The sequence below is a fragment of the Rhizobium sp. BK181 genome (assembly GCF_014193305.1).
In the GTDB taxonomy this organism is placed as follows: domain Bacteria; phylum Pseudomonadota; class Alphaproteobacteria; order Rhizobiales; family Rhizobiaceae; genus Rhizobium.
This window is the reverse complement of sequence record NZ_JACHZA010000006.1, coordinates 16,781-40,153: the sequence shown is the minus strand read 5'-3', so window position 1 is coordinate 40,153 and position 23,373 is coordinate 16,781. Positions and strand designations below refer to the sequence as shown.

16 protein-coding genes and 2 pseudogenes are annotated in these 23,373 nt (G+C 56.7%); 10 read left to right on the top strand and 8 right to left on the bottom strand.

Annotation, left to right across the window (positions count from 1 at the left end; all coding sequences use genetic code 11):
• Window positions 1-274 precede the first annotated feature (274 nt).
• Complete coding sequence (locus FHT77_RS16355) at window positions 275-916, top strand: response regulator transcription factor (RefSeq protein ID WP_183756003.1); 642 nt, start codon at window positions 275-277, stop codon at window positions 914-916.
• A gap of 140 nt (window positions 917-1,056) precedes the next feature.
• Here FHT77_RS16355 and FHT77_RS16350 read toward each other — a convergent pair whose 3' ends face one another.
• Window positions 1,057-2,448, bottom strand: coding sequence for a sensor histidine kinase (locus tag FHT77_RS16350; RefSeq protein ID WP_183756002.1), 1,392 nt, complete (start codon window positions 2,446-2,448; stop codon window positions 1,057-1,059).
• 237 nt (window positions 2,449-2,685) lie between these two features.
• Between FHT77_RS16350 and FHT77_RS16345 the strand changes: the two genes are divergently transcribed.
• From FHT77_RS16345 to FHT77_RS16335, 3 genes are all read left to right on the top strand, one after another.
• The gene (locus FHT77_RS16345) at window positions 2,686-8,715 is read left to right on the top strand and encodes a peroxidase family protein (protein ID WP_183756001.1); all 6,030 of its coding nucleotides are present in this window, start codon (window positions 2,686-2,688) and stop codon (window positions 8,713-8,715) included.
• 94 nt (window positions 8,716-8,809) lie between these two features.
• Window positions 8,810-10,585: a type I secretion system permease/ATPase gene (locus FHT77_RS16340; RefSeq protein ID WP_183756000.1), complete on the top strand. Its 1,776-nt coding sequence runs from the start codon at window positions 8,810-8,812 to the stop codon at window positions 10,583-10,585.
• Entirely contained in the window at window positions 10,578-11,894 is a 1,317-nt protein-coding gene (locus tag FHT77_RS16335; RefSeq protein ID WP_183755999.1) for an HlyD family type I secretion periplasmic adaptor subunit, read from the top strand. Before FHT77_RS16340 ends, FHT77_RS16335 begins: the two co-directional genes overlap by 8 nt.
• 100 nt (window positions 11,895-11,994) lie before the next feature.
• Here the strand turns inward: FHT77_RS16335 and FHT77_RS16330 are convergent, their stop codons facing one another.
• From FHT77_RS16330 to FHT77_RS16320, 3 genes are all read right to left on the bottom strand, one after another.
• Entirely contained in the window at window positions 11,995-12,972 is a 978-nt protein-coding gene (locus FHT77_RS16330) for an alpha/beta hydrolase (RefSeq protein ID WP_312859753.1), read from the bottom strand.
• 41 nt (window positions 12,973-13,013) lie between these two features.
• Window positions 13,014-13,718, bottom strand: a complete 705-nt coding sequence (locus tag FHT77_RS16325; protein ID WP_210296741.1) for an alpha/beta fold hydrolase — start codon at window positions 13,716-13,718, stop codon at window positions 13,014-13,016.
• Window positions 13,719-14,882: 1,164 nt separating this feature from the next.
• Complete coding sequence (locus FHT77_RS16320; RefSeq protein WP_183755998.1) at window positions 14,883-15,161, bottom strand: HU family DNA-binding protein; 279 nt, start codon at window positions 15,159-15,161, stop codon at window positions 14,883-14,885.
• Window positions 15,162-15,281: 120 nt separating this feature from the next.
• Between FHT77_RS16320 and FHT77_RS16315 the strand changes: the two are divergent.
• Window positions 15,282-15,804 (top strand): annotated as a pseudogene (locus FHT77_RS16315) (type II toxin-antitoxin system HipA family toxin); the annotation flags it as partial.
• A gap of 81 nt (window positions 15,805-15,885) precedes the next feature.
• Here FHT77_RS16315 and serA read toward each other — a convergent pair.
• The 3 genes from serA to FHT77_RS16300 form a co-directional block, all read right to left on the bottom strand.
• Window positions 15,886-17,124 (bottom strand): phosphoglycerate dehydrogenase, encoded by a 1,239-nt coding sequence (gene serA, locus FHT77_RS16310; protein ID WP_183755997.1) that lies wholly within the window; start codon window positions 17,122-17,124, stop codon window positions 15,886-15,888.
• Window positions 17,125-17,194: 70 nt separating this feature from the next.
• Window positions 17,195-17,539 carry a hypothetical protein gene (locus FHT77_RS16305; RefSeq protein WP_183755996.1) on the bottom strand — a complete coding sequence of 115 codons (345 nt, stop codon included), beginning with the start codon at window positions 17,537-17,539 and terminating at the stop codon, window positions 17,195-17,197.
• Window positions 17,540-17,607: 68 nt separating this feature from the next.
• Window positions 17,608-18,084, bottom strand: coding sequence for a DUF995 domain-containing protein (locus FHT77_RS16300; RefSeq protein WP_183755995.1), 477 nt, complete (start codon window positions 18,082-18,084; stop codon window positions 17,608-17,610).
• Window positions 18,085-18,796: 712 nt separating this feature from the next.
• On the opposite strand from FHT77_RS16300, the pseudogene FHT77_RS31315 reads away from it, so the two are divergent.
• Window positions 18,797-19,057: pseudogene (locus FHT77_RS31315) on the top strand (hypothetical protein); the annotation flags it as partial.
• A gap of 399 nt (window positions 19,058-19,456) precedes the next feature.
• On the opposite strand, the gene FHT77_RS16295 reads toward FHT77_RS31315, so the two are convergent.
• The gene (locus tag FHT77_RS16295) at window positions 19,457-20,356 is read right to left on the bottom strand and encodes a LysR family transcriptional regulator (RefSeq protein ID WP_183755994.1); all 900 of its coding nucleotides are present in this window, start codon (window positions 20,354-20,356) and stop codon (window positions 19,457-19,459) included.
• A 109-nt stretch (window positions 20,357-20,465) separates the two neighbouring features.
• Between FHT77_RS16295 and FHT77_RS16290 the strand changes: the two genes are divergently transcribed.
• The 4 genes from FHT77_RS16290 to FHT77_RS16275 all read left to right on the top strand — a co-directional run bounded on the left by FHT77_RS16290 (window position 20,466) and on the right by FHT77_RS16275 (window position 23,329).
• On the top strand, window positions 20,466-21,098 hold the full coding sequence (locus FHT77_RS16290) for an HD domain-containing protein (protein WP_183755993.1): 633 nt from the start codon (window positions 20,466-20,468) through the stop codon (window positions 21,096-21,098).
• Window positions 21,099-21,134: 36 nt separating this feature from the next.
• The gene (locus tag FHT77_RS16285; protein WP_183755992.1) at window positions 21,135-21,821 is read left to right on the top strand and encodes an amino acid ABC transporter permease; all 687 of its coding nucleotides are present in this window, start codon (window positions 21,135-21,137) and stop codon (window positions 21,819-21,821) included.
• 1 nt (window position 21,822) lies between these two features.
• The gene (locus FHT77_RS16280; RefSeq protein WP_183755991.1) at window positions 21,823-22,479 is read left to right on the top strand and encodes an amino acid ABC transporter permease; all 657 of its coding nucleotides are present in this window, start codon (window positions 21,823-21,825) and stop codon (window positions 22,477-22,479) included.
• A 64-nt stretch (window positions 22,480-22,543) separates the two neighbouring features.
• Window positions 22,544-23,329 (top strand): transporter substrate-binding domain-containing protein, encoded by a 786-nt coding sequence (locus FHT77_RS16275; RefSeq protein WP_183755990.1) that lies wholly within the window; start codon window positions 22,544-22,546, stop codon window positions 23,327-23,329.
• The last annotated feature ends 44 nt before the right edge of the window (window positions 23,330-23,373 follow it).

Genomic DNA, 23,373 nt, shown 5'->3' with positions numbered 1-23,373 from the left:
GTACCTTCTTCTATGACGGAACGCGGGCTGGCAGAAGCGATGCCCCCGATGGTTGCATCCCTCCAACTATCCAGATCGCACCAGGATTACTATCGATGGATACTTGATAAATATTCATTGATGTAAATAAACCGGGAAAACACACAATAACAACAACGATATAGTTAAATATTACAGCCGAACCTAACTTTAGATACCACCATCGTCTCGCCTATGCAGAGATGACATTTGAGTGTAGGCTGGATCCATTTACGGTTACTGTAGTGGAGGGGTCATGCTCAACTCTGTTAGAGTGGCGTTCGTTGATGATCATCCCATGTTACTTGAAGGTATCGGCGCGGTCTTCGCGCGGCACGGTCGATACGATGTTGTTGCGAAAGGCAGCGATGCAGATGCGGCGCGTGCCATTGCTGCTCGATATGAACCACATCTGATCTTCGTCGACTTAAGTATGCCTGGGGACGTCTATGGGGCAATCAGCGACATTGCAGCGACTGGAAGAACACAAGTCATTGTCTATACGGCGTGCAATAGCGTCGATCTGGCGGTCAAGTCCCTGGACAGCGGTGCCAGCGCCTTCATCCTTAAGGAGAGCATTTCAAACGAGCTTTTTGGGGCGGTCGACGCCGTCATCAAAGGCGAGGTTTTTATTTCTCCCAGTTTGGCGGGTAAGGTGATTTCCGCACTGAAGGGCCGTCGCAAGGAAGGAGCGGCAGGCACCAAACTAAGCCACCGTGAGGAGCAGGTCGTTGCCCTTCTTTTGAAAGCGCGGTCAAACAAGGAGATCGCTCTTTCCCTGTCGATCAGCGAAAAGACAGTCAAGCATTACATGGCCAACCTGATGACGAAACTCAACGCCCGCAACCGCGTCGAAGTGGCACTTGCGGCGCAACAACACGTTTCGCTCACGAGCTAGTCTAGCGCCGCTCCTACCGGGTTTTTTTTGGGGGGTCGCGAGATGTGGCCTATAGAACCTGATTGCCCTGTATTGACCGGCATTTCTGCCGTGGCTAGCTGAGGCTCTGGGTCAAACGGATTGGTAGGATATCTGCGTGCTCACAGCTGAGATGATCCAAGCGCTCTGTTTTCCAGATCGAGAGGAAGCATGACGACGAGTTCGGTACCACCGGACGCCGGCGATATGATCGAAAGCTCTCCAGACAACGCCGCAAGCCGGTTCTTTAGGCCGACCAGTCCGAGCTTGGCGTTAGCAGTTGGCTCAGGCATTTGCGTAGTGACGCCTGGCCCGCGATCACTCACGGTGATTAAAAGGCGGCCATTTTCTTCCTTGACAGCGACCGACTGACCGGCTGCCGCAGCGTGTCGATAAGCGTTGTTCAAGCCTTCCTGAATGACCCTGTAGCAACATATCTTCACTGCGGTCGGTACCTCCGTTGGAAGCGTCCCGATGTTTCGCTCCACGGAGGTGCCCGTCAATTGCTCATGGCGGTAAATGGCAGCCTCGACAACTTGCGCCAGTCCTTCTGCCTGGATACCCGGCAACACGAGCCCGCTCGAAATGTTGCGGAGCTCCGAATAGAGATATCTCGCAAGCTGGATGGTATTTGGCGGACTGCCTCCCGGCTTGGCGGTGTCACCGGGCTCGAGGCTCTCCTCGCCATCCCGTCCATATTTAAGCGAGAGCATCAGAATGCTGAGTGTCTGGATTGGCCCGTCATGCAGCTCTGATCCGAGGCGCGCCAGGAAGTTCTCGTTGTCTTGGCTTGCGCGCACGCGAGCTCGCTCGGCGGCCTTGCGCAGTTCATCATTTTGCTTGGCGAGATGGGCAGCTTCGGCGTAGCGCCGATTGAGATCATCCCTCTGCCGATCAATTGTCTTGCTTCCCCGAGAAACGATGAGGTTGAGGACCGCGATCATTCCGATCGAGGTCAGTCCAACAAGAAGCCAGGTCCAGTTCCGCATGCTGGTGCGCTCGGCGATCAATGCTGCGGCGCTCTGATAGAATTCGCCTACGGCGATGATGCGATTTGTTCCTGTCTGATAGAGGGGCGCATAAACCTCGATCAATCTGATGTTCTGGTCCTCAGTCACGCCGTCGAGCAATTCATCGAGATCTTCGAACGCGGTTGCCAAACCGCCGCTGGCTGCGATTTTGACCTCATTTTCCGCTTGCTCTCCGACCTTGATGTTATCATTCGAGGAATAGGCGAGTGTCCCGTCCAGGCGCCAGATTTTGAGGAGAATGAAGCGGTTGCTTACATCGTGACCTGCAAAAAGCGTGTGGGCAAAAAGCGTATCGAGGCGTTCTTCGATGTGTTCTGCCAAGGGATCGGCTGATCCGAGCTCCTGGATGTAGGGCTGGAGAAATGCTTGGAGGAAGATTGCGCCGGCCTCGGCCGCGCTTCGTGTGGCACTCGCCTGGTATCGCGAACTCATCCAGTTTCCGAGCATTAGCATCGAGACCCCGACGATCAGCGTTGCAGTCATCAGGAACTGTCGAGACAAATTGCTGGCTGAGTGCTTCCGGCGACCGGAGGCTAGCGACCAAAGTCGCAAGCCAATACGGCCTAATTGCCCTATCCGCCCGTTGGACTTCAGTTCAACCATCGCATGGGTCTTTCTGAGCTAATATTCGAACTGAATATGGATCACACTCCTCCTAATGGAATTTGTCGGGTGCACGCAAAATCATTTGCGCGATCGCGCCAGCAAGGGGAGATGAACATGCCCTCCGTTAAACCGTTTGAAATAACATTAGGCGATATCAACTATCTGCTCGACCAGATGCGCGATGCGATTTTTATTGTCAGATTCGATGCACAAGGCCGACCGATTTATGGGTATCACGACTCTGCTGGCGTCGTCCACGAGCTGGGATTGTTTGGAACTTTTGACCCGCTGGGCATCGTCGATCCGGTCACCGGCCTGTCAATTTACGATGGTGCGCGCGAAGCGAGCGGCTTCCGTATCCCAAGCGGGTTGTTCAACAACCTTGTGGATCTGACCCGCTGGACGTGGGGCGCCACCGACAACCCCTTCCCGCGCCTTACGGTGGCAGACTACAGCCATTATGTGCACCAGGTATTGACCAATCGGGCGCTGGCCGGAGATGCGACACATGATGGCTATCTCACAACACATCCAACAATCAGCGATCCAAATGCGGCTACGACGCTGGCAACGCCGGCAGCATACGCCGATCCAAACAAGAGCGTGGTCGACTATACACCGCGCATGATCGCGCAGACGATCAGCTCGTCCAATGAGGGTGGCGCCCTTGAAAGGGTCGAGGCAAATGCGCCAGGCACCGTGACCGACGTCATCACCTCCACCTATGCGGACGGTTCAGTTCATACCGAGAACATCGTGCGCAACCTCAATACCCTGCCGGGTGACCCGTCGACGAGCGGCATATTCACCCTGTTCGGACAATTTTTCGATCATGGCCTTGATTTCATCGACAAGGGCGGGCAGGGCGCAAAGATCATTATCCCGCTGGATCCGGGCGACCCCCTTTACAGGGCACCGGGGACAAACAATCCTACGGACCCCGGCAACACGACAATTACCATCTCGCGCGCGACGCCGGATGACTACACGTTGCGGGATATACACGGCCGCCAGGTGTCTATAGCGGGCGCCGACAACATCTGGGGGACCGCTGATGACGTCCAATCACTGGGTGCCGATGGCGTTCTGGGAGGGACGGGACAGGATGCCGATGTTTTTGGGCCGGTTGCCAAGCCTGCCCTGCCGACCTACACCAATCACACATCACCATATATCGACCAAAGCCAGAGCTATGGATCGGATACGCAAATCACACTGTTGCTGCGGGCATGGGTGTTGGACCCCAACAGTGGGCAATACCGCCCGGGCGCGGAGCTTTTCGACGGTCATCAGACGCAGGCATACAACAGTAATGTCTTCAACGATGCCAGTCCCGATGGACTGGGGGTTGGGACGACAACGAGGACCGTACCTACGCTTGCTGAGCTGCGTGCTCATTTGCTAGCAACCGGCCGCGATGATCTGACATGGGATGATATCAATAACTACCGCGCTCGCGATACCAGCGGCCATGTGATCGATACGAATGGCGCCACCCTGGGAGGCTACGTCTTCACGGGCCAGGCCTTGCTACTGGACATGAACCCGAACCTCGCGGCCATCAACTACGGCAATGCGACGATCGTTGCCGGCGGCATAACTGCCGCCAATCTCATGTCCTTCATCGACTTTTCGAACTTTTCGATCCGCAATTCAGTGGGTGGCGTAGCTGTCACCGCCGCGCAGTATGCGGCAGTCAGCGAAGCGTTGATGCAGTCGGTCGGAAACCACTACATCGCAGGCGACGGTCGGGCCAACGAGAATTTCGGCCTCACGGCCCTGCATCATGTCTTCCACGAGAACCACAATGTCCAGCTCGTCAACCTGGAGCACGCAATCCTCGGCCAGACGGATGCAGCCTCGCGCCACAATTTCCAGATCGCCGTCAATGGACCGAATGGTCCTTACACAGACGCAAATGGCAACTATCTTGTTTCACCCGGCGGTCCCATCTCATGGGATCCGGACAAGATGTTCGAAGCCACGAAACTGATCAACGAAATGGAATATCAGCATGTGGCAATCGACCAATATGCACGCCTCGTTACCCCGGACCTGCCCGAGTTCGTGACTTACGACAACGATATCAAGGCCGATATCTCCCTTGAATACGCGCAGGCAGCCTTCCGGTTCGGCCACTCGCAACTGCGCGAGACGATCGACGCCATCGATCCCAATGGTCTGGTCAGCAAGTTTGCCCTGTCGGGCGCCTTCCTGAACCCTGGGCAGTTCGCTGCCGTTGGCGCAACCGACATCGTCCGGGGCATGTCGCAGCAGCTATCGAACGAGGTGGACGAGTTTCTGACGCCTGCGATGCAGCAGTCATTGCTCGGACAACCGCTCGACCTTGCTGCAATCAACATCGCCCGCGGCCGGGACCTCGGAATCCCAACCCTTAACGAGGTGCGCCGGCAGCTTCACGACGCATTGGTCGCGGAACGCGCAGCTGATCCGGCGACGCCGCACCATACCAATCTCATTGTCGATGCGCTAAACCCGTACACAAGCTGGGCTGAATTTGGGTCGCAGATGCAGCACCCGCAGTCGCTGGTGAATTTCATCGCGGCTTACGCGTTTGACGGAGATCTGGCAAAGGCCGAAGCAATCGTCGGCCTGGAGAACGGCACGATCGCCGAAGGTTCGGCTGAAGCACAGGGCTTTTCCGTCAACTATGCGATAGCGTTTCTCAACAATACCGGGGTCAACCCGGGTGACCAACCGCCGATCGGGGCTGACGGCTTCAACAGCATAGACCTCTGGATTGGCGGTCTGGCTGAACTGCACGTCTTTACCGGCCAGCTCGGGACGACGTTCAATGCGATTTTCGAAGATCAGATGGAAAGGCTGATGGATGGCGATCGCTTCTACTACATCTACCGCCTCCAGACAGCCTTGAACATTGATACCGATCTCGGGCACGCCATCGTCACCGAACAATTCAAGGACATTATCGAACGCACGACTGGCGCAATTCACCTGAACGGCGACGTCATGGGATACGCAGACAGCAATATCGAACTCGCCCGTACGATCGTGCCTGGCACGGCACTGCGGGCTGTCAGAGGCGAGCTCATCCTTGACATCAATGGCAATTCGGTCGCCGCTAACATGGGCGACCTGAAATATGATGCGAACCACCAGCTGATTACGCAGGACCACCAAAACGCCCACGCCTATGGCGCGTTGTTGTCAAGTTACGCGGCGACGCCAAACGGGATCGATGTTGTCGGCGGCGCAGCCAATCTGGGCTACGGTATATACTCGGGCTTCGGTAACGGCATCGTCGGCAATGGTGGTCTTATCACCAAATCCAATTCCGACCTCGGCACCACACGTACTTTCATCCGCGATTTCCGTCCGGACATGGGCGAAAACCCCGATGGTACACCAGCCTCGGGATACAATTCTCACGAAGTGATTGCCGGCACCGACAATGACGACTGGATCGACGCAGGCAATGGCGACGATACGGTCTATGGCGACCGGGGGGATGATGTGTTGGACGGAAAAGCCGGCGCAGACCATCTCTACGGCGGCGATGGTCAGGACGTAATCTATGGCGGCGACATCGAGGACTTCCTCGATGGAGGCACTGGCGACGATATTGTTTACGCCGGCACCAGTGCCGGTGCGCTCGATGTCGTCATCGGTGGCGGCGGCAACGACAAGCTCTATGGCGAAGCCGGCATCGACGAGATCTACGGCGGCAGCGGCGACGACTACATCGACGCCGGCGGTGACACCGACCTCGCATTCGGAGATGGCGGCAATGACGAGATGTATGGTGGTGACGGCCCCGACGAACTACGCGGCGGCCTTGGGGATGACATCCTTTCGGGCGGCTCGGGCGCCGACATGTTGCTTGGCGAAGGTGGCGACGACATTATCATGGGTGGCATTGGACAGGCCGCGCAGGTTGGCGATGCCGATGAGGCCCTTGGCGGCGACGGCTTTGACATGGCATCCTACAGCGATGTGAGCATCGTGCTCGATGTCCCGGCAGACCTGCGCAACCAGGGTCTGACCGCAGCCAACGGAGGAACCGCATTCAATCCCTTCAACCAGTTGCTCAGTCAAATCGAAGGCATCGTGGGATCGAGGTTCAACGACAGACTGATCGGGGATGCCGGAGATAACTGGTTGATCGGTGGTGGAGGTGCCGATCGTTTCAATACGACTGTTGCTGACGCGACAGGCAACATCGGCAGCGGCGGCAACGATGTCATCATTGGCGACAGCATCCGTCTCGATACTCTTATCGGCGCCTACAGCGGCTATTCGACCAGTCTGGACGCGCTTGGCAATGCCGTGCATTCCGTTGGAAACGTCCTCACCGCCGGTCTCCTCGGGAACGTTGCGCTTGGGACTCAGATGTTTGCCACGCACTACACGGACTTGCTGAAGACCGAGAAGTTCAAGAACATGGTGCTCGGCTCCGACCCCGCCGCCGCAGGATCGGATACCGTGATCTTTTCAGGCAACAGAGCCGATTACACGGTAACTACAGTTACCTTTACGTCGGCAAACCAGGGTACTGTTCTGGCTTACAAGATACAGGATAACAGGCCCGGATCGCCGGATGGCACGGACCTTCTGGTCGGGATCGACATTGTGCAATTTGCAGATCGGACAATCACCGTCGATCAATTGGCGAACCACATTCCCACGGGAACGCTGTCGTTCAACGCCGGAGACCAAGGGAGCCTGGCCCGCCTTACACCAACGAGTGCGCTTTTTGACGCAGACAACATCACTCTGGCAAATCCGCAAGGCAGCGTCACTATTCCAAATAGCGGCTACAACTGGCAAACAAGCGCTGACGGTGTCGCCTGGACTACGGTGCAGAGCGGCACCGCTAGCGGGCAGCAATCCAGCCAGCATGTTCTCAGTCAGAGCCAGACATCTGGAAAGCTGATCCGGCTCGTGGCATCCTTCGTGGACGCACTCGGAAATCCGGAGTCGGTGCAGTCAAATACATGGAACCTCGTCGTTGGCACCACGTCCAGTAACACCGGGGCTAGCGCGCTGAGCGGCACCGGCAGTCTGCTGATCGGAGATGCCATCTTCGGTCTTGGCGGGAACGATGTGTTGAACGGGCTAGCCGGTGACGATCGTTTGTTTGGCGGCGATGGCAACGACGCTCTTAACGGTGGCGATGGCAACGACTATCTCGATGGCGGAGCAGGCAGCGATACACTGACTGGCGGCATCGGTGATGACACCTACGTGATCGCAAGCAATGGAGGATTTTTCGGGGGCACTGACACCATCGTCGAGCAGGCGAACGGCGGAACGGACCTTGTGCTTAGTTCGACGAGCTATACGCTCGGAAACAACCTCGAAAACCTGACCCTGGCCGGCGGCAGCAATATCAACGGTACCGGCAACGGCGGTGCGAACAGTCTCGTCGGCAACTCCGGAAATAACACGCTGGACGGTGGAGCAGGTGCCGATTCACTGACCGGTGGAGCTGGCAATGATACTTACATTGTCGACAACGCAGGTGACACGATCCATGAAAATGCAAACCAGGGGACAGATACGGTGCGCACGTCGTTGCCCACGTTCACCCTGTCCGACAACGTCGAGAATCTCGTTTACACCGGCAATGTATCGTTTACCGGTAACGGCAACGCCCTCAACAACGCCATTACCGGGGGCAACGCCGGCGATACGCTGAATGGCGGTGACGGAAACGATACGCTTACGGGCGGGGGCGGCGGCGATACGCTGAACGGCGGAAATGGCAACGACACTCTTGTCGGCGGTTCCGGCAACGATGTCCTCGCGGGCGATGCGGGTGCAGACCAGTTTGTCTTCAACACCAACCTGAACAGCGCGGGCGTCGATACGATCACTAATTTTGTCAGCACCGCCGCCAATTCGGCGGACCACGATCGCATCGTCCTGGATAACGCAAACGGCATATTCAGCCAGGTTGGAAACAACGGAAATCTGCTCGCAGCAGCCTTCTGGAGTTCGGCCACGGGTACCGCCCACGATAGTTCCGACAGAATTATTTACAACACCACGAACGGTTGGCTGACATACGACAGCGACGGCACCGCCAACGGAGGAACGGTGCATTTTGCCACCCTCGAAGCAAACCTCACGCTCCAGGCAGCCGACTTCTTGGTCGTCTGAGGCAGGGGGCCGGCCAGCCCTTGGACCCCCTCCGGAATTGGCCGGCCCCACTGAGACAAACGTGCGCTTCGCCGAGCGAGAGATGGAGCTTCACATGCATCAGCCGCTGCGCGCTGCAAATGCAAATCATGCCCTATTCGACCCTAGACTATCCAGCACGCTACCTGCGAGTATTGCGCTCAAGCGCCGCCTGTCAGATCTAAGAGCAGTCGGGCTCTTTTCTGCTGTGATCAGCGTTTTGACGCTGACCGGCTCCTTCTACATGCTTCAGGTCTATGATCGGGTCTTGGTGAGCCGCAGCGTCGAGACGCTGCTGGTTCTGTCTGCAATTGCGCTTGTGGCATTTTTGCTTCAGGGATTGCTGGACTCGTTTCGACTGCGAATGCTGAGCCGGATTGGCGCGCAATTCGATGAAGATCTTTCAAGCTTGGCCTTTCGTGCCACCAGCCTCTTGCCGTTGAAGGGCGCAAAGCCGGACGAAGCAATGCAGCCTCTTCGTGATGTCGATCAGGTTCGCGCGTTTCTTGGCAGTCCGGGCCCGACCGCACTTTTCGACCTTCCTTTCATGCCGCTTTTCGTGATCGGCTGTTTTCTATTGCATCCGTGGCTCGGTTGGCTCGCCGTCGGTGGCGGGAGCGTCATTGTCTTCCTCGCGGTTGCAACGGATGTGCAAGTTCGCGCCCCCACGCATGAAGCCACGTTACAGGGAAATCGGAAACATCTCTTTGCGGAATCGGCGCGACGTCACTCGGAGGCAGTCGATGCAATGGGCATGCATGAAGCGATGGCCAGCAGGTGGAGAAAGCTGAGCCGCGATTTCCGCGATACAAGTTTGCAGGCAAGTGACGTCCAGGCCAGTCTGGGTGCATTTGCGAAGATATTCCGCACGATCCTTCAATCGTCAATATTGGCACTGGGAGCCTATCTGGCTGTCCACCAGGAGGTATCCGGCGGCGCCATGATCGCCGCATCGATAATGACCTCTCGTGCGCTGGCACCGATCGAAACGGCAATAGCCCATTGGAAGGGGTTCGTTTCGGCGAGGGCAGCCTATACAAGGCTCAAGAACTCGCTGTCGATTGCAGTCGAAGGTGAGCAGGTTGAGTTGAGGCCACCTCGCCTGAAGCTGACCGTGGATGGGCTTGCCGTTGCCGCGCCTGGTGCCGCAGATCCGGTCTTGCTGAACGCTTCGTTTGAGCTGTGGGCAGGCGATGGCCTCGGTATTATCGGCCCAAGCGGCTCCGGCAAGTCGTCGCTTGCACGCACCCTTGTCGGCGTCTGGTCGCCAATGAAGGGCAATGTGAAGCTTGACGGTGCACTCCTTAACCAATGGAACCGCGACAGCCTTGGTCGCCATGTCGGCTATCTGCCCCAGGATCTCGCCCTTGTTGACAGCACGATCGCGGAAGCGATTTCCCGTTTCCAGGCTGATGGCAACTCGGAAAGGATCATCAAGGCGGCGATGGCTGCGGGTGCCCATGAGCTCATTGTCGGCATGCCGGACGGTTATGAAACGAGGATCGGCGACGGCGGCATGTTTCTGTCCGGTGGTCAGCGTCAAAGGATTGGTTTGGCCCGCGCGCTTTATGGCGATCCGTTCCTTGTCGTTCTCGATGAGCCGAACTCGAATCTTGACGCCTCCGGCGACGCGGCGCTAAGCAATGCGATCAGCGACGTGCGCAGCCGCGGCGGAATCGCGATCGTGATTACTCATCGACCGCTCGGGCTGGCATCCGTCGACAAAGTCGCGTTTGTTCACGAAAAAAGCATCAAGCTCTTCGGACCGAAGGATGATGTGATGGCGGTCCTTTCGAGGCCTTCCGATGCGGCGATCCCCCTGAAAGCCAGTGGGAACTCCACCCATGTATAGCTCGACCTCCTGGTATTCTGACCATTCTCATTCGCTTCGCCGCTACAGGCGGGCAGGCACAATGTTGATTGCCGCCTTCGCGTCCACCTTTGGTATTTGGGCAGCCATTGCACCGCTCTCCAGCGCGGTTGTTGCGTCAGGACATTTCGAGGTCGAAGGCAACATCAAGAAAATCCAACACAAGGCGGGTGGAGTGGTTTCACAGATTCTTGTCCACGAGGGACAGCGAGTAGCGGGAGGACAGGCACTTCTCCGTCTGGATGATACCAATGCGCGGTCCGAACTCCAAATCGTCGAGCATCAGCTCGCGGAGCTTCAGATGAGCGCAGCCAGACTCGGAGCCGAACGCGACGGCGCACTCAATTTCGAGCTTCCGAGCTATTTCGTCAAATATTCTGACCCCATGTCGGCGCGTATCCTCTTCAATCGAGAGCAGGAACTTCTCGATGCGCGCCTGAAGGCACGGCAGGGTCAGAAGCAGCAGCTAACCGAGCGGGTGACGCAGCTGATGAATCAGATCGATGGTCTTGCCCTCCAGGAGAGTGCGAAACGGCACGAACATCAATTGCTCGATACGGAACTTCGCAGCCTTCGCAGTCTCCTAGACAGGCAACTTGTTCTGGTTAGCCAGGTAAAGATCCTTGAGAGGAACATGGCGCAACTCGATGGTGAGATCGGCCAACTTCAAGCGTCCACCGCAGAGATCCGGGCGAAGATTGCCGAAACAAAACTCCAGATGCTGAATCTGGACCAGATTGCTGTTGCCGAGGCGGGCAAGGACCTTGCGGAGACCGAGAGCAAGATCAATGAGCTCAGCGAAAAGCAAATTGAAGCGAAGGATGCCTTGACGCGCGTTAGCGTCCGGTCGCCTTTGGCCGGCGTCGTGCACGAGCTTTCCGTCCACACCGTCGGCGGCGTTGTTGGTGCTGGCGAAGTGCTCATGATGATCGTGCCCGAAATGGCCGAGCTAAACGTCGAACTGAGAATCTCGCCTCAGGAAGTCGATTCGATCCATGTTGGCGACAAGACATATGTCAGGATCAGCGGCCTTAATCGTTCCACTACACCGGATCTCGAGGGAAAGGTGGAAATGATCGGGGCAGATCTGGTCGAGGACACGCCAACGCGGATCTCGTACTACCCCGTCCGTGTTCATTTGCCCCCCGGTGAACTCGATCGACTAACTGGTACACAAGTTGTTCCGGGGATGCCGGTCGAAGCTTTCATCACGACGTCCAAACGGACTTTCCTCGACTATCTATGGGAGCCACTTTCCGATCGGCTGCGGCGTGCTATTCGTGAGCACTAAGGCTGACGAAGACGGTTCCCTGACGTTCGCGCAAACCTTCAAAGTCGAGACCCGCGGGAAATCCTCGTTGAGGGCTGCTGCGATGGCGGGTATGGTCGTGTTATCGCCCGAGGCTGATCCCGCCTCTTGCTGCTGCGGCCGAAGGGGATTGAGCGTCACGCGCGAAATGAGAAAGCTCGCTGTTGAATCTGGCCGGGTTTTCCATAAAGGGCGCGTGGCCCGTCATCGGATACCACGATGCAATGGCTGCAGGGCACATGCTCAGAAGGTGCCGCCCCATCGCCGGGAGGATCACCGTGTCCTGTTCACCTTGGGTCACAAGGACCGGCACATCGATCCTGGCCAGCACGTCGTCAGAATCGATCTGACGGGACAGAAGGGCAGCGCGGACCTTCGCGGGGACGACCATATTCCAGGAAATTGCCATCTCAAATACCTCGGCTGGCAGCTGCGAATAAGTGCACCCGCGAACAAAATTGCGAATTGCTTCTATGTTGGTCGGAAGATCGTCGTCAGTCGCGCCGATGACATGGTCCAGGAAACCGGGACCGATCAAAGTGCCGAAGGCTGATTTGTTCAGCGTGACTGCTGCGCCCACAAAGTTGATGCCCGCAACATGAGCGGTGCCATGAAGGCGGAGATAGTCGCAGATGATGAAGCCGGCGTAGGACCAGCCGACAAGGATCGGACATCCCAGATCAACTTGCTTGATGACAGCGGCGACATCGTCGGCCCAAAGCTGAGGGTCGGTATAATTTCCGTCTCCCAGCGGGGCGTCCGACATGCCGTGGCCGCGCAGGTCCAGAGCGACGAGGCGACAATCGTTGGCAAGCACGCTTTCATATTGTTTTTTCCAACACAGATGGTTTTGCGACCACCCATGGATGAAAAAGATGGATGGCGCATCTTGGTTTCCCCACTCGCGAACCTGCAGACGTACGCCTCCACCGCCGGTGACATTGTGAATTTTCATTGTCCTACCTCCCCATGAATGTCGAATCAGGGTGAGGCGTGCGCGTGAGAAAGGGCGTTGAAGAAACCGTTGAAACTGTCGGCCTGGTCGTTGAAACCGCACCACAGGTCCGCTCTCAATGCTTCGGGAAGACATTGGCAAAGGCACTATGCTGTTTCGCAGACGAACTGTCTGAGTTCGCGGACAAACTGCTCAAAGGCGAGTTCGTGGGGAAGGAGAATATGGTTGGCGCTGTCGAGGTCGACAAACCGTGCGCGAGGAATGCCGGTTGCGAACTCCCTTCCGGACCCAAAGGGAACGACAGCGTCATTTCGTGCGTGCAGAACGAGCGTCGGAACTTTTATCTGTGAGAGGAGGTCCGAGACGTCAATTTCGCCGAATGCTTCATGAAGGCGGCCGGCATTGCAAGGCGAGACCGAAATGCGTTGCAGTTCATCAAACCAGTCCATCTGAACCTGGTTCGCCCGCGGAATGAACATGGTTGTGAACAGATGGCGAAAAACCGGGTTGTTCTGGCCCCATCCTTCCCGGATAAGTGCGGTCATTGCCTCATGGGTAGCGATTTCATGGCTGTCGCCTCGCTGCCGCCAGCCTTTGACAAAACCTCCGTAGAGAATGAGGCCCGTCACTCGTTCGGGGTGTCGCAGGACATAGGCAACGGAGACGGCGCAGCTTTGCGACACCCCCAGAAGTGTAAAACGTTCGAGACCCGCCGCGTCGACAACGGCCTCCAGGTCAGCGATCATCGCCGTGAACGAGATATCCTCGGCAACCCAGTCCGATAGCCCAGTTCCACGTTCGTCATAGCGGATAAGCATCGTTTCTTCCGAAAGAGCGTCAATCCAATGCATCCACACCGGACTTTCCCACTCATACTGGAGATGTGACATCCAATGAGCGGCTCGCACGATCGGTGAGCCATGCCCGCACACCGCGTAAGCGATCGTCGTCTGGTCGGCCGTCTTGCAGAAGCGAATCTCCTGCGATCTCCTGCTAAACGACAACGCAATTGGTCGTGCATCCCGAGGCTCCGACCGCTGGTCGGGCAAATCGACGTCGACAATCTCTGTGGCGAGACGCTTCAAAGCCATGGAATGAACGTGCACGCGCTCGGGGTTATCCCTGAGCCGTCCGATGAGGGTGCGCAGAACGGCCGCGTGCAACCGGAGCGCCTTGTCTCGATGATATTGCCGCCAAGCTTCAAAGCTCGGGCAGTGCGGCAGGGAGAGGCCTTCGAGAAATTCACCCCGAAAAATCGCCACAAGAGATTCCAGGGTTTCGGTATCCATGACGCTAAGGTCGATGCGTCGAAGGGATGCTGTGCCCCTGATGTCCAGGTCAACCCTCTCGAGGCTGAGGGAAACAGAATCGTGGTCTGCATGTAGACGCTCATGACCGTCGGTGTTCACGATGGGTCTGAGTTTGTGAAGGCTCCACCTCAGCGAAGCCCGGGGGTCGTCTGGGACATGCCAGAACATCTTGCATAGATGATCGCGACGCTGGGGCCTTCCGATGACGGCCAAATAGGCGAGAAGCGCGCGTGTCTTCTTCGACTGCGGTAGGGGCAGAGCCTCTCCGTTTTGGCTGACGTTGAGTTCGCCCAGTACCGCAATTGCTAGATCGCCAATCATGATACACCGACGTGACGGTAGCGTTCGGACGTTAGCTTAGAACAATGTCATTGGAGGCGAAATCGGCTTTGATGCTCGATTGAGTTTTCGGTGCGGAATTTTTGCGGGCTTCGCTAATCTTGTAGTTAGCTTGGGGGATTAAGGCCTCCAATGATTGAACCGTGCGTTCATGGTACGACCGACGCGTCATGTGCACAGTGCGGTTGTACATCTCCCATCAATGGTCTTTACGAAGATACGATGAAGGCTGGAGCTCCCCAGCCACACCCGCTTTTCCTGCACGACTTGCGCCCGAATGTCTCTGTGGGACGCCGAAGCCACACTTTACGTCGTCCCACTGACTCCTAAAAATGACCCCGCAACCAGGGCGGGGTCGTTCTCACTTTACTTGTTTAGCGCATCCTTCAGCGCCTTCGCAGGCTGAAAGGTCAGCTTCTTGGCCGCTGCAACCTTGATGGTCGCACCCGTGGCTGGATTGCGAGCCTCGCGCTCGGGCGTTGCCTTTACCTTGAACTTGCCAAAACCCGGCAGCGACGTTTCATTCCCGGCGACAGCCGCGCTAGCGATCGAGGCGATCACCGCTTCAACGATTGCCTTACCCTGGACCTTCGTCAGGCCATGCGCCGCAGCGATCTTGTCAGCGATTTCGTTGGTCGTTGTCATTGTTGCTTCCCCATTAATTCGTACGAGCATCCCTGCCATTGGTCGCGGGCGCTGTCACTGATGCGCCGTAGCAAAAGCAAGGTTGAGCGCCAGATTTCCACAGCTTCTGATTAAAATTCCTCGCTGTCGGACGGAAAAGTCCTGCTCGTTAAATGCTTTGGTCGTGGCCTTGGCGGTGAGCGCATACATATCGAGGATTTTGCACAGGTCTTCGGCGTCTATCCGTCTGGAAAATATGAAGGGGCCGCCTATCACGACATCACAGCCGCCCTAAGCGTTGCCGTCTCGCTTGCCTCTGCATTCGAATTCGTCCGCCAGCTGGCTCTGGCTGCCATAACCGGTAACGGCGACATGCACCTGAAGAATTGGTCATTGATCTATCGCGAGGCTGGCGACAAACCGCAACTTGCGCCTGTTTACGATGCGCACTCGACGGTCCCCTACATCCCTGCGGATGCCATGGCTCTGTCACTGGCCGGCCGGTGGTCCTTCAAGGGGATGAACGTGCAGCGATGGAAGGCCTTCGCCAATCGCGCGCCTGCCGGGCTGCCAGAGCGAGAGGCCGTTCCGGCGAAGGTTTTTTGAACGGATCGATGCACATGTGCAACTGATGGCGCCAATTCTTGGCACGTGTGCGGACTGAACCCCGGTCCATCGAGGATGACGCCCTGTCCTAGCCATCGCGCCAGTTTTCCTGGCGCGTCTTTACGCCTTCCAATCGGCGTCAGTAAACCAGTCGAGCTCGTATCGTTCCCGGGATCTGGCGGAGCGACTCGAGTATATCATTCGCTGTCTGGCCAGCACCTTCGACTTCAATAACCACGTAACCCGTGTCGCCGTGCGTCTGCAGGAATTCACCGACGATGTTAAGTCCGCGAGACGAAAAAATAGTATTCAGGCTGTTCAGAATACCCGGACGATTTTGATGAACGTGGATGAAACGCGTACCGTTCGGGCGGGGTGGAAGTTGAACCTGGGGGAAATTGACGGCGCCCAGTGTTGAGCCAATGTCCGAATATTCCACAAGCTTCCTTGCAACTTCCGTCCCAATGCGCTCCTGCGCTTCCTCCGTCGATCCACCAATATGGGGAGTTAGGATTACATTATCCAAACCCTGCAGCGGCGTTTCGAAGCGATCCCTGTTTGAAGCCGGCTCCTTGGGGAACACGTCGACGGCCGCGCCCGCGAGATGTTCTTCTCTCAAAACCTTCGCAAGCGCTTCGAGATCCACAACGGTGCCGCGGGAGTTGTTGATGAAGAAGGCTCCCTTTTTCATTCTCCGGAGTTCGGTCTCAGTTATCATATTTTGCGTGGACTTCGTTTCTGGAACATGCATCGTCACAAAATCGGAGATTTCGAGAAGCTCGCCGAGCGAAGCCATCGATTCTGAATTGCCATGCCGAAGCCTGTCCGAAGGATCAAAATAGCGGACGTTCATGCCCATGCTTTCCGCGAGAACACTGAGCTGCGAACCGATGTTGCCATAGCCCACTATCCCCAGCGTTTTCCCGCGTACCTCACGGCTCCCCAAGGCGGATTTGTCCCATCCGCCTTCATGGGCCGACGCCGACCGCGGGAAAATCCGCCTGGTCAGCATTATGATTTCACCGATCACAAGCTCAGCGACCGACCGCGTATTTGAGTAGGGAGCATTGAACACGGGAATCCCACGGCGACGCGCCGCCTCGAGGTCGACTTGATTGGTTCCCACAGAGAAACAGCCCACTGCAATCAGCTTTTTTGCGGAGCTGAAGATTTCATCTGTCAGATGCGTTCGTGAACGAATTCCGACTATATGCGCTTCGGCTATATGGCTCTTGAGATCTTTGTCATCCAGAGCCTTCGGCAGATGTGCCAGATTGACGTAGCCAGCTGACGAAAAGTAGTCAACGGCGCTCTCACTGATGCCTTCCAACAAGAGCACGGAAATCCGATTGCGGGGAAGAGAAAGTTGTCCGGTCATTGAGTTGCTTTCGATTCTCAAATTCAAAAAAGCCTAGGTCGCTCGTCGGTAGCAAGTGACGGTATATGAGTTAGCGACCGGTCAGCAGGCTGCGCAATAGAAAACTCAATTCCGTCCGCCGACACGCGCCGTCGCGGCAGCAAATAAGCATCTGTAGCTGCCTCGCGGGGCCGATCAAGGGACGAATGTTGTCACACTGTAATACGAGGATGTCGGCAGTGTAGTTGGTAGCCGCGCATGCCTGGGCGTTCAGATCGCGTTCGGCGAAGTCGGCTTTGGGAACGCTATCAGTTGCATTTTGATCCGGGTGAGTTGGCGAAATTGTCTTCACCCTTTGATGACCATATCGCCCATTTTCCGGAGTGAAGCCGCCAATCACCGCGAATACGGTTGGCACAAGCATGAGGACGGTCATTGCGGACATGCGGCCGCTGATCGGCCGCGCGGCGCATCGGATTTCCGTGAGGGCGACTGTGCCGCGAACTACTGCTTATTCAGCTTCACCTTCAAAGCTTCTATCTTAGGGGTGATTGTGTCCCCGCCCGACAACTTCGGTGTGAACTTCGTCCAAGTTCCGCCCTTGCTCGGTTCGGCGCGATAGAGAACCTTCGGCTTTGCAGTGTCGCGCGCCCATAACTGACATTCGTCGGAGTGGTTCGTGCCCCATGCCCCGGTCCACTGATCAGACACACAGAGCTTGCCATCAGATGTCGACCAAGTGCCCGCCGCATGAGATGGACCGTTTCCGGTATAGCCGAGCATCTTTCCGTCGGCGCCCAGGTACCAGGAAATCGGTTCCCTTTCGCCTTTGTGACCTTTTTCGGTGAAATTATACGTTTTCCCCGAGAAAATTTCCTTGATTTCGGCCGCTGGTATTGGCGAGGCGCCTTTTGGCGCGGCCTGGGCGAACGCTAAGCTAGGAGCGGCAGCGAGAAATGCCAGAGCGATTATCGGTCGCATGAGAACCTCCAGTTCGTTAGCGGTTATAGGGTGCGAGCGTTGCGTTCGGGAAGGACCCGGCGGCAAACCGCAAGATTGGAAAACTGCCCCTGTCGTTCGTTCCGCAAGATGAACCCCGCAGTCGCGGATACGGGGCTCGAAGTTGTTATATACGCGCCTGTGGAGTATATCGCCGCATTTAGTCAGTGGGTAGTGACACAATATGAGTAAGTTCATGGCGCGAAACGCCCCGACTAGCACTCGGATCTAGTGACGTCATCGCGGCGCTTGGCTTGATCGCTCAAGGCGTTACTCTTCTTGCGAGGAAACAGAATCGGGCCAGGATGAAGCCGGCATGTTCTGCGCGAAATCTCCGCAAGGCAGTTTGCCTGGAGAAAGTAAGATAAAGCCGCGCCAGTAGGTTCCTGAGCTTTTTCTCAGCCTTCTTTTCTGGCGCTGGACATTTCCCAGGCGGATGAGCCGGAGATGCGGCAGTCAGAATTACAGGTTCAAGCAAAGTGTGCGGACGGCATTGAGATGGGCTCCTATACGTGACCTAACTGAAGGGATTTGGTAAAGCCGAGGGCCCACATCAAATTCGGGAAACTGCTCAACCCTTTCGCTTGAAAATGATCTTGATGCTCGAGGTCGTTTGGGCTGAAGCGCCAATTCCCATGATGCCCACCTTTCCGTCGGCGCCCACCTCGGCGGAAACTTCCACGGAGTCCACGAGGATTATTCCTTCGCGCAACCCGCCGACGGCCAGCCTTCTTCGTCATCTTGCTTTGCATGTATTCCGACCGTCCTTGTTGTCCGTTTGGCTGGAAGTCGCGCATCAGCAGATCTTCGTCACCGGGCCATTTCTCATCGCTACCTGCATCCCGGCTACGGGTGGCTGATCGCAAGCCAGTACTTCTACAAAGCCGAGGAAGGCAGGCTTTCCGGCAAGGGCGGCACTGCTTCGAGCTACGGAAATTGCCAGGAAACCCATTGAGCACCGGACGACCCACACGTTTGACGAATCCCTGGAAGCCATCAGGACGGCAATCCTGAAGGCCTCTTCGCGGAGCAGCTCTGTCGCGAGGACTGGCTCCGCGCTGGTCTTGGTCGCCGCAGCAGAAGTCGCATACGGTACGGCCCACGGGACGCGCGCAATGCTATCAGCTCAGGCAGTTTGTCGGCGGTGAAGTCGGCTGCAGAGCCGGTCTGAACGGCCATTCGCGTGCCGCACGACCCTCAGCGGCTTTAATAGTGCCCTTCTTGACCGGAGGACCATGGCAACGGTACCCTGGAGAGAGGTAACGAAGTCGACGGCTTCAATCGGTCTTCCCGGTGCGTTTCAAGGGCGTCTACCACGCAGTCGACGGCCCAAAACCATATCAACGAGGATGTGTCAGCCGCAGAATGCGACGTCAACGCTGACTTTTCGGATCATTTGCTTGACTTGGGGCAGAGCCCGAACCACTGCGCCTTTGTTGGTGCCAATGAATACGTCCTGCATCGGCAATTTGGATCTGGTTTCGAGAACGTAAACGGATCCCTTTCGGATCTGATCTCGCACAAGGCGCACTGGAAGAATGCTGATGCCAGTGCCCGCCTCAACGAGATTCAGGATCGCGCCAAGGCTGTTGCAAACGTTAAGTCGGAGACCGAGCGTGGAATTACCGCTGAGTGCGTTCGTCGTGAGTTCGTGGAGATTGGACGGTGCCGGCGTTGAAAAGACGCGTTTGGTCAGTAGATCGTCGTCGGAAACGAATTCCTTCTTCATATTGAGCTTGGAACTGGCGATCCACTCCACCGTCTGACGGCCGAGAAGCTCAAGGGCGACATTTTCATACTCCGGCGGCGTCGACAGGAGTGCGATATCAAGAAGTCCCTCGGATAGCTGCCTTGCAAGATTGTGGCTCGTATCGACGGTCGCCGCAATCCGAGTGCCGGCAAATCTGTGGTCAAGTTCATCCAACAGCGCTGGCAATCCGACCGCCGCGAAACTGTCCATAACCCCCACTCTCAGCGTCGGCAGCTTGGTGTTTCTCGTCTTGATGTTGGATTCGATGTCCCGCGCGATCCCGATCATCGCCTCGGCGTAACGCTTCAACGCTTCGCCTTCGCTCGTCATGAGAAGCTGGCGCCTCTGTCTGATGAAGAGCGAGACACCGAGCTGCTCCTCCAGCTCCTTGATCCGATAAGACACGGTTGGCTGGGTGATGTTGAGCTTCTCTGCAGCGGCGTTGAAGCTGCGGAGTTGGGAGACCCAGTAGAATGATTCGACTGCAGAAAAGTTCAGAGCCATGAGCGCAAGATAGAAAAATTCAATCGATAACCCCGAATATCCCAATTGGATTTGAAGTTCAATCAATCATAAGGTCGAGAAATAAGCAGATAGTAACGGTGTTGAAAAAATGTACAAAACCATCTCTCGCGGACATATTGTCGAGGATCTTCCGGAAATCGCGGAGATCCAGTCCCTCGAACTTCGTGAGAAGGTCATCGACGCGTGGGTGTTTGCCTTGGAACGTTCTTCGTTCAGTCGTGTCACGGATATTCAAGGTGAGGGTAGCCCGAACGTATTTTCGCTAAAGCGCGGAACCCAGGACGCTCACCTCCGTGGGGTCACCCGGCTTGCCCTGGCGATCTATGAAGAGTTCAAGACCACCTATCCCGAGGCGAAAGTCGATCGAGACATCATCCTTGCCGGCGGCCTGTGCCACGACATCGGTAAGACGTGGGAATTCGACCCCGTAAATCTCAAGCGTTCAGCCGAACGCGGCGACCGCTACGGCGACCCGACTTATCGCCATTCTACCTACGGCGCACATGTTTGCCTCTCTGTGGGACTTCCCGACGAAATCGGCCACATCTGCATGGGGCACGCATTCGAGTTTGGCGGTATTGGTCACAGCACCGAATGCTTCATCATTCGCCAGGCTGATCACGCATGGTGGCATGTCGCGGCGGCCCTGGACCTTTGCCACCCCGACACGATTTCGTTTGCGGGCAAGAGCATTCGGGTCCGGCCTTTGGGCCTCGAATAGTTTCGAAACCGGACAGGAACATGCGCCGAGGCAACAATGCAATATACCTTCCAATTCGGTCCGTTGATCGCATATCTGCCACAGTTCCTCAGCGGTCTGTGGTTGACGATGCAGCTTTCGATCGTCGGTATCTTCGGTGGTTTCGCCCTCGGGGTCGGCTTAGCAATTGTCTCGACGCTATCGTGGTTCTTGCCGCGCTTCCTGGTTCGCTGCTACGTGGAGATCGTGCGAAATACGCCATTGCTTGTCCAAATCTTCGTGATCTTCTTCGGCTTGCCTAACATCGGTATACGGATGTCTCCACTAACATCCGTGACGATCGCCCTGGTCTTCAACAATGCAGGCTATATCGCCGAAATTGTCAGGGGCGGTATCCAGTCGACCCATCGCAGTCAATTCGAGGCGGCCGAGAGCCTGGGCATGACGTACTTACAGACATTGCGCTTTGTGATCCTTCCACCTGCCTTGGAAAGGGTCTTCACGCCGGTTGTCTCGCAGTGTGTACTGTTGATGTTGTCAACCAGTTTGGTATCCGCGGTCGGCGTAGAGGACATGACCGGCGCCGCAATGATCGCCAGTTCCGAGACGTTCCGGACGATGGAAGTATATCTGGTCATTGCTGCTGTCTACGTGACCCTCAACTTCATCTTCTGGGCGCTTTTGAATCTCCTGGGGCTGATCGTATTTCGACGCTCGCGCCGCAAGCTGCTGGGGAGAATATAATATGCGAACATTCGGAACTCCGGAATTCCTTTTCGTATTGTACGCCCTGCGGTGGACGCTGACGCTGACCGTCATTGCCTTCGTCGGGGGCGGCCTTGCCGGGATTGTCCTCGCGCTCTTGAGGATCTCGTCCAGCAAGTTCTTAAGAAATGCGACATTAGCTTACATGCAGTTCATTCAGGGGCTTCCACTCCTTGTTCTGATGTTCATCTGCTATTATGCGCCGTCGCTTTTTGGCTATGAGGTGAGCGCGATCGTCGCCGCAGCGGTCGCCTTGACTATCAACTCCAGTGCCTTCCTTGGCGCCATCTGGGAAAGCGCTCTTCGCGCAATCCCGAAGGCTCAGTGGGAAAGCGCCGATGCTCTCGCGATGACGACGCTGAAGAGTCTTCGATTCGTCATCGCTCCACAGGCGATCAGGCTGGCATTGCCGTCTACCGTTGGTTTTCTTGTCCAGATCATCAAGCAGACCTCGATAGCGTCGATCATCGGCTTTATCGAAATCACTAGGGCGGGACAGCTGGTCAGCAATGCAACGTTCGAACCCCTTAAATCCTTCCTCGCGGTGGCAGCACTGTACTTTGCCGTCTGCTTTCCACTCACACAAATCAGCCTTTGGCTGGAACGAAAGGGGGCGCGACGCGGATCGCGCGCTTGAGATCCAACGACACAAAGAAGGTCGTTTCACTGAAACCGGAACTCGAAAACTGAGAGGACGCAAAATGCGCTTCAAATCCCTACTGCTACCGTTCGTCGGCCTTGCCCTCGTCTTTGGTGCGACCGTCGCATCGGCCTCATCCTTGGACGATATCATCGCCCGCAAGAAGGTCATGATCGGGGTCGACCTTTCCGTCCCGCCATTCGGCATCACGAACGATCAGATGCAGGCCGACGGCCTCGACGTGGACGTGGCCAAGCTGCTCGCCAAGGATCTTGGCGTCGAATTGGAGCTTGTACCCGTGACCGGCCAGAGCCGCATCCCTTCGCTACAGACCGGAAAGGTCGATTTCGTTGTGGCTAGTTTTGGCATCTACACCGAGCGGGCACTGTCAGTGGCATTCTCCAATCCCTACGGAGGCCACAAGTCGGTGATCGTGGCCCCGAAGGAAACGGCGATCAAAAGCCTCGACGACCTTAAGGGCAAGCGGGTCGGCGTTCCCCGAGGAACGGCGCACGAGAAGATCCTGTCCAGTGCGAACATCCCAGGAATGGAGCTGGTGCGATTCGACGATGACAGCACGACGCTGAACGCGCTGGTGGCCGGTCAGGTCGACGCGATCGGCACCGTGAACTACATCGCCGCCCAGCTTCAGGGTCGCTATCCTGACAAGTTCGAGGAGAAGACCACCTACCTCCAGAGCTTCTACGGCGTCGGTTTGCGTCGCGGCGACCCCGACCTGCTGCACTGGCTCAACACAGTGCTGTTCGTCCACACCCAAAGCGGCGAGCTCGGCAAAATCTACGAGAAGTGGATGAAGGCGCCAATGCCAGCGCTGCCGTCCTTCTAAGTCAGACCGACTGCGGGGCGGCCTGCCGCCCCCGCCAGCCCACC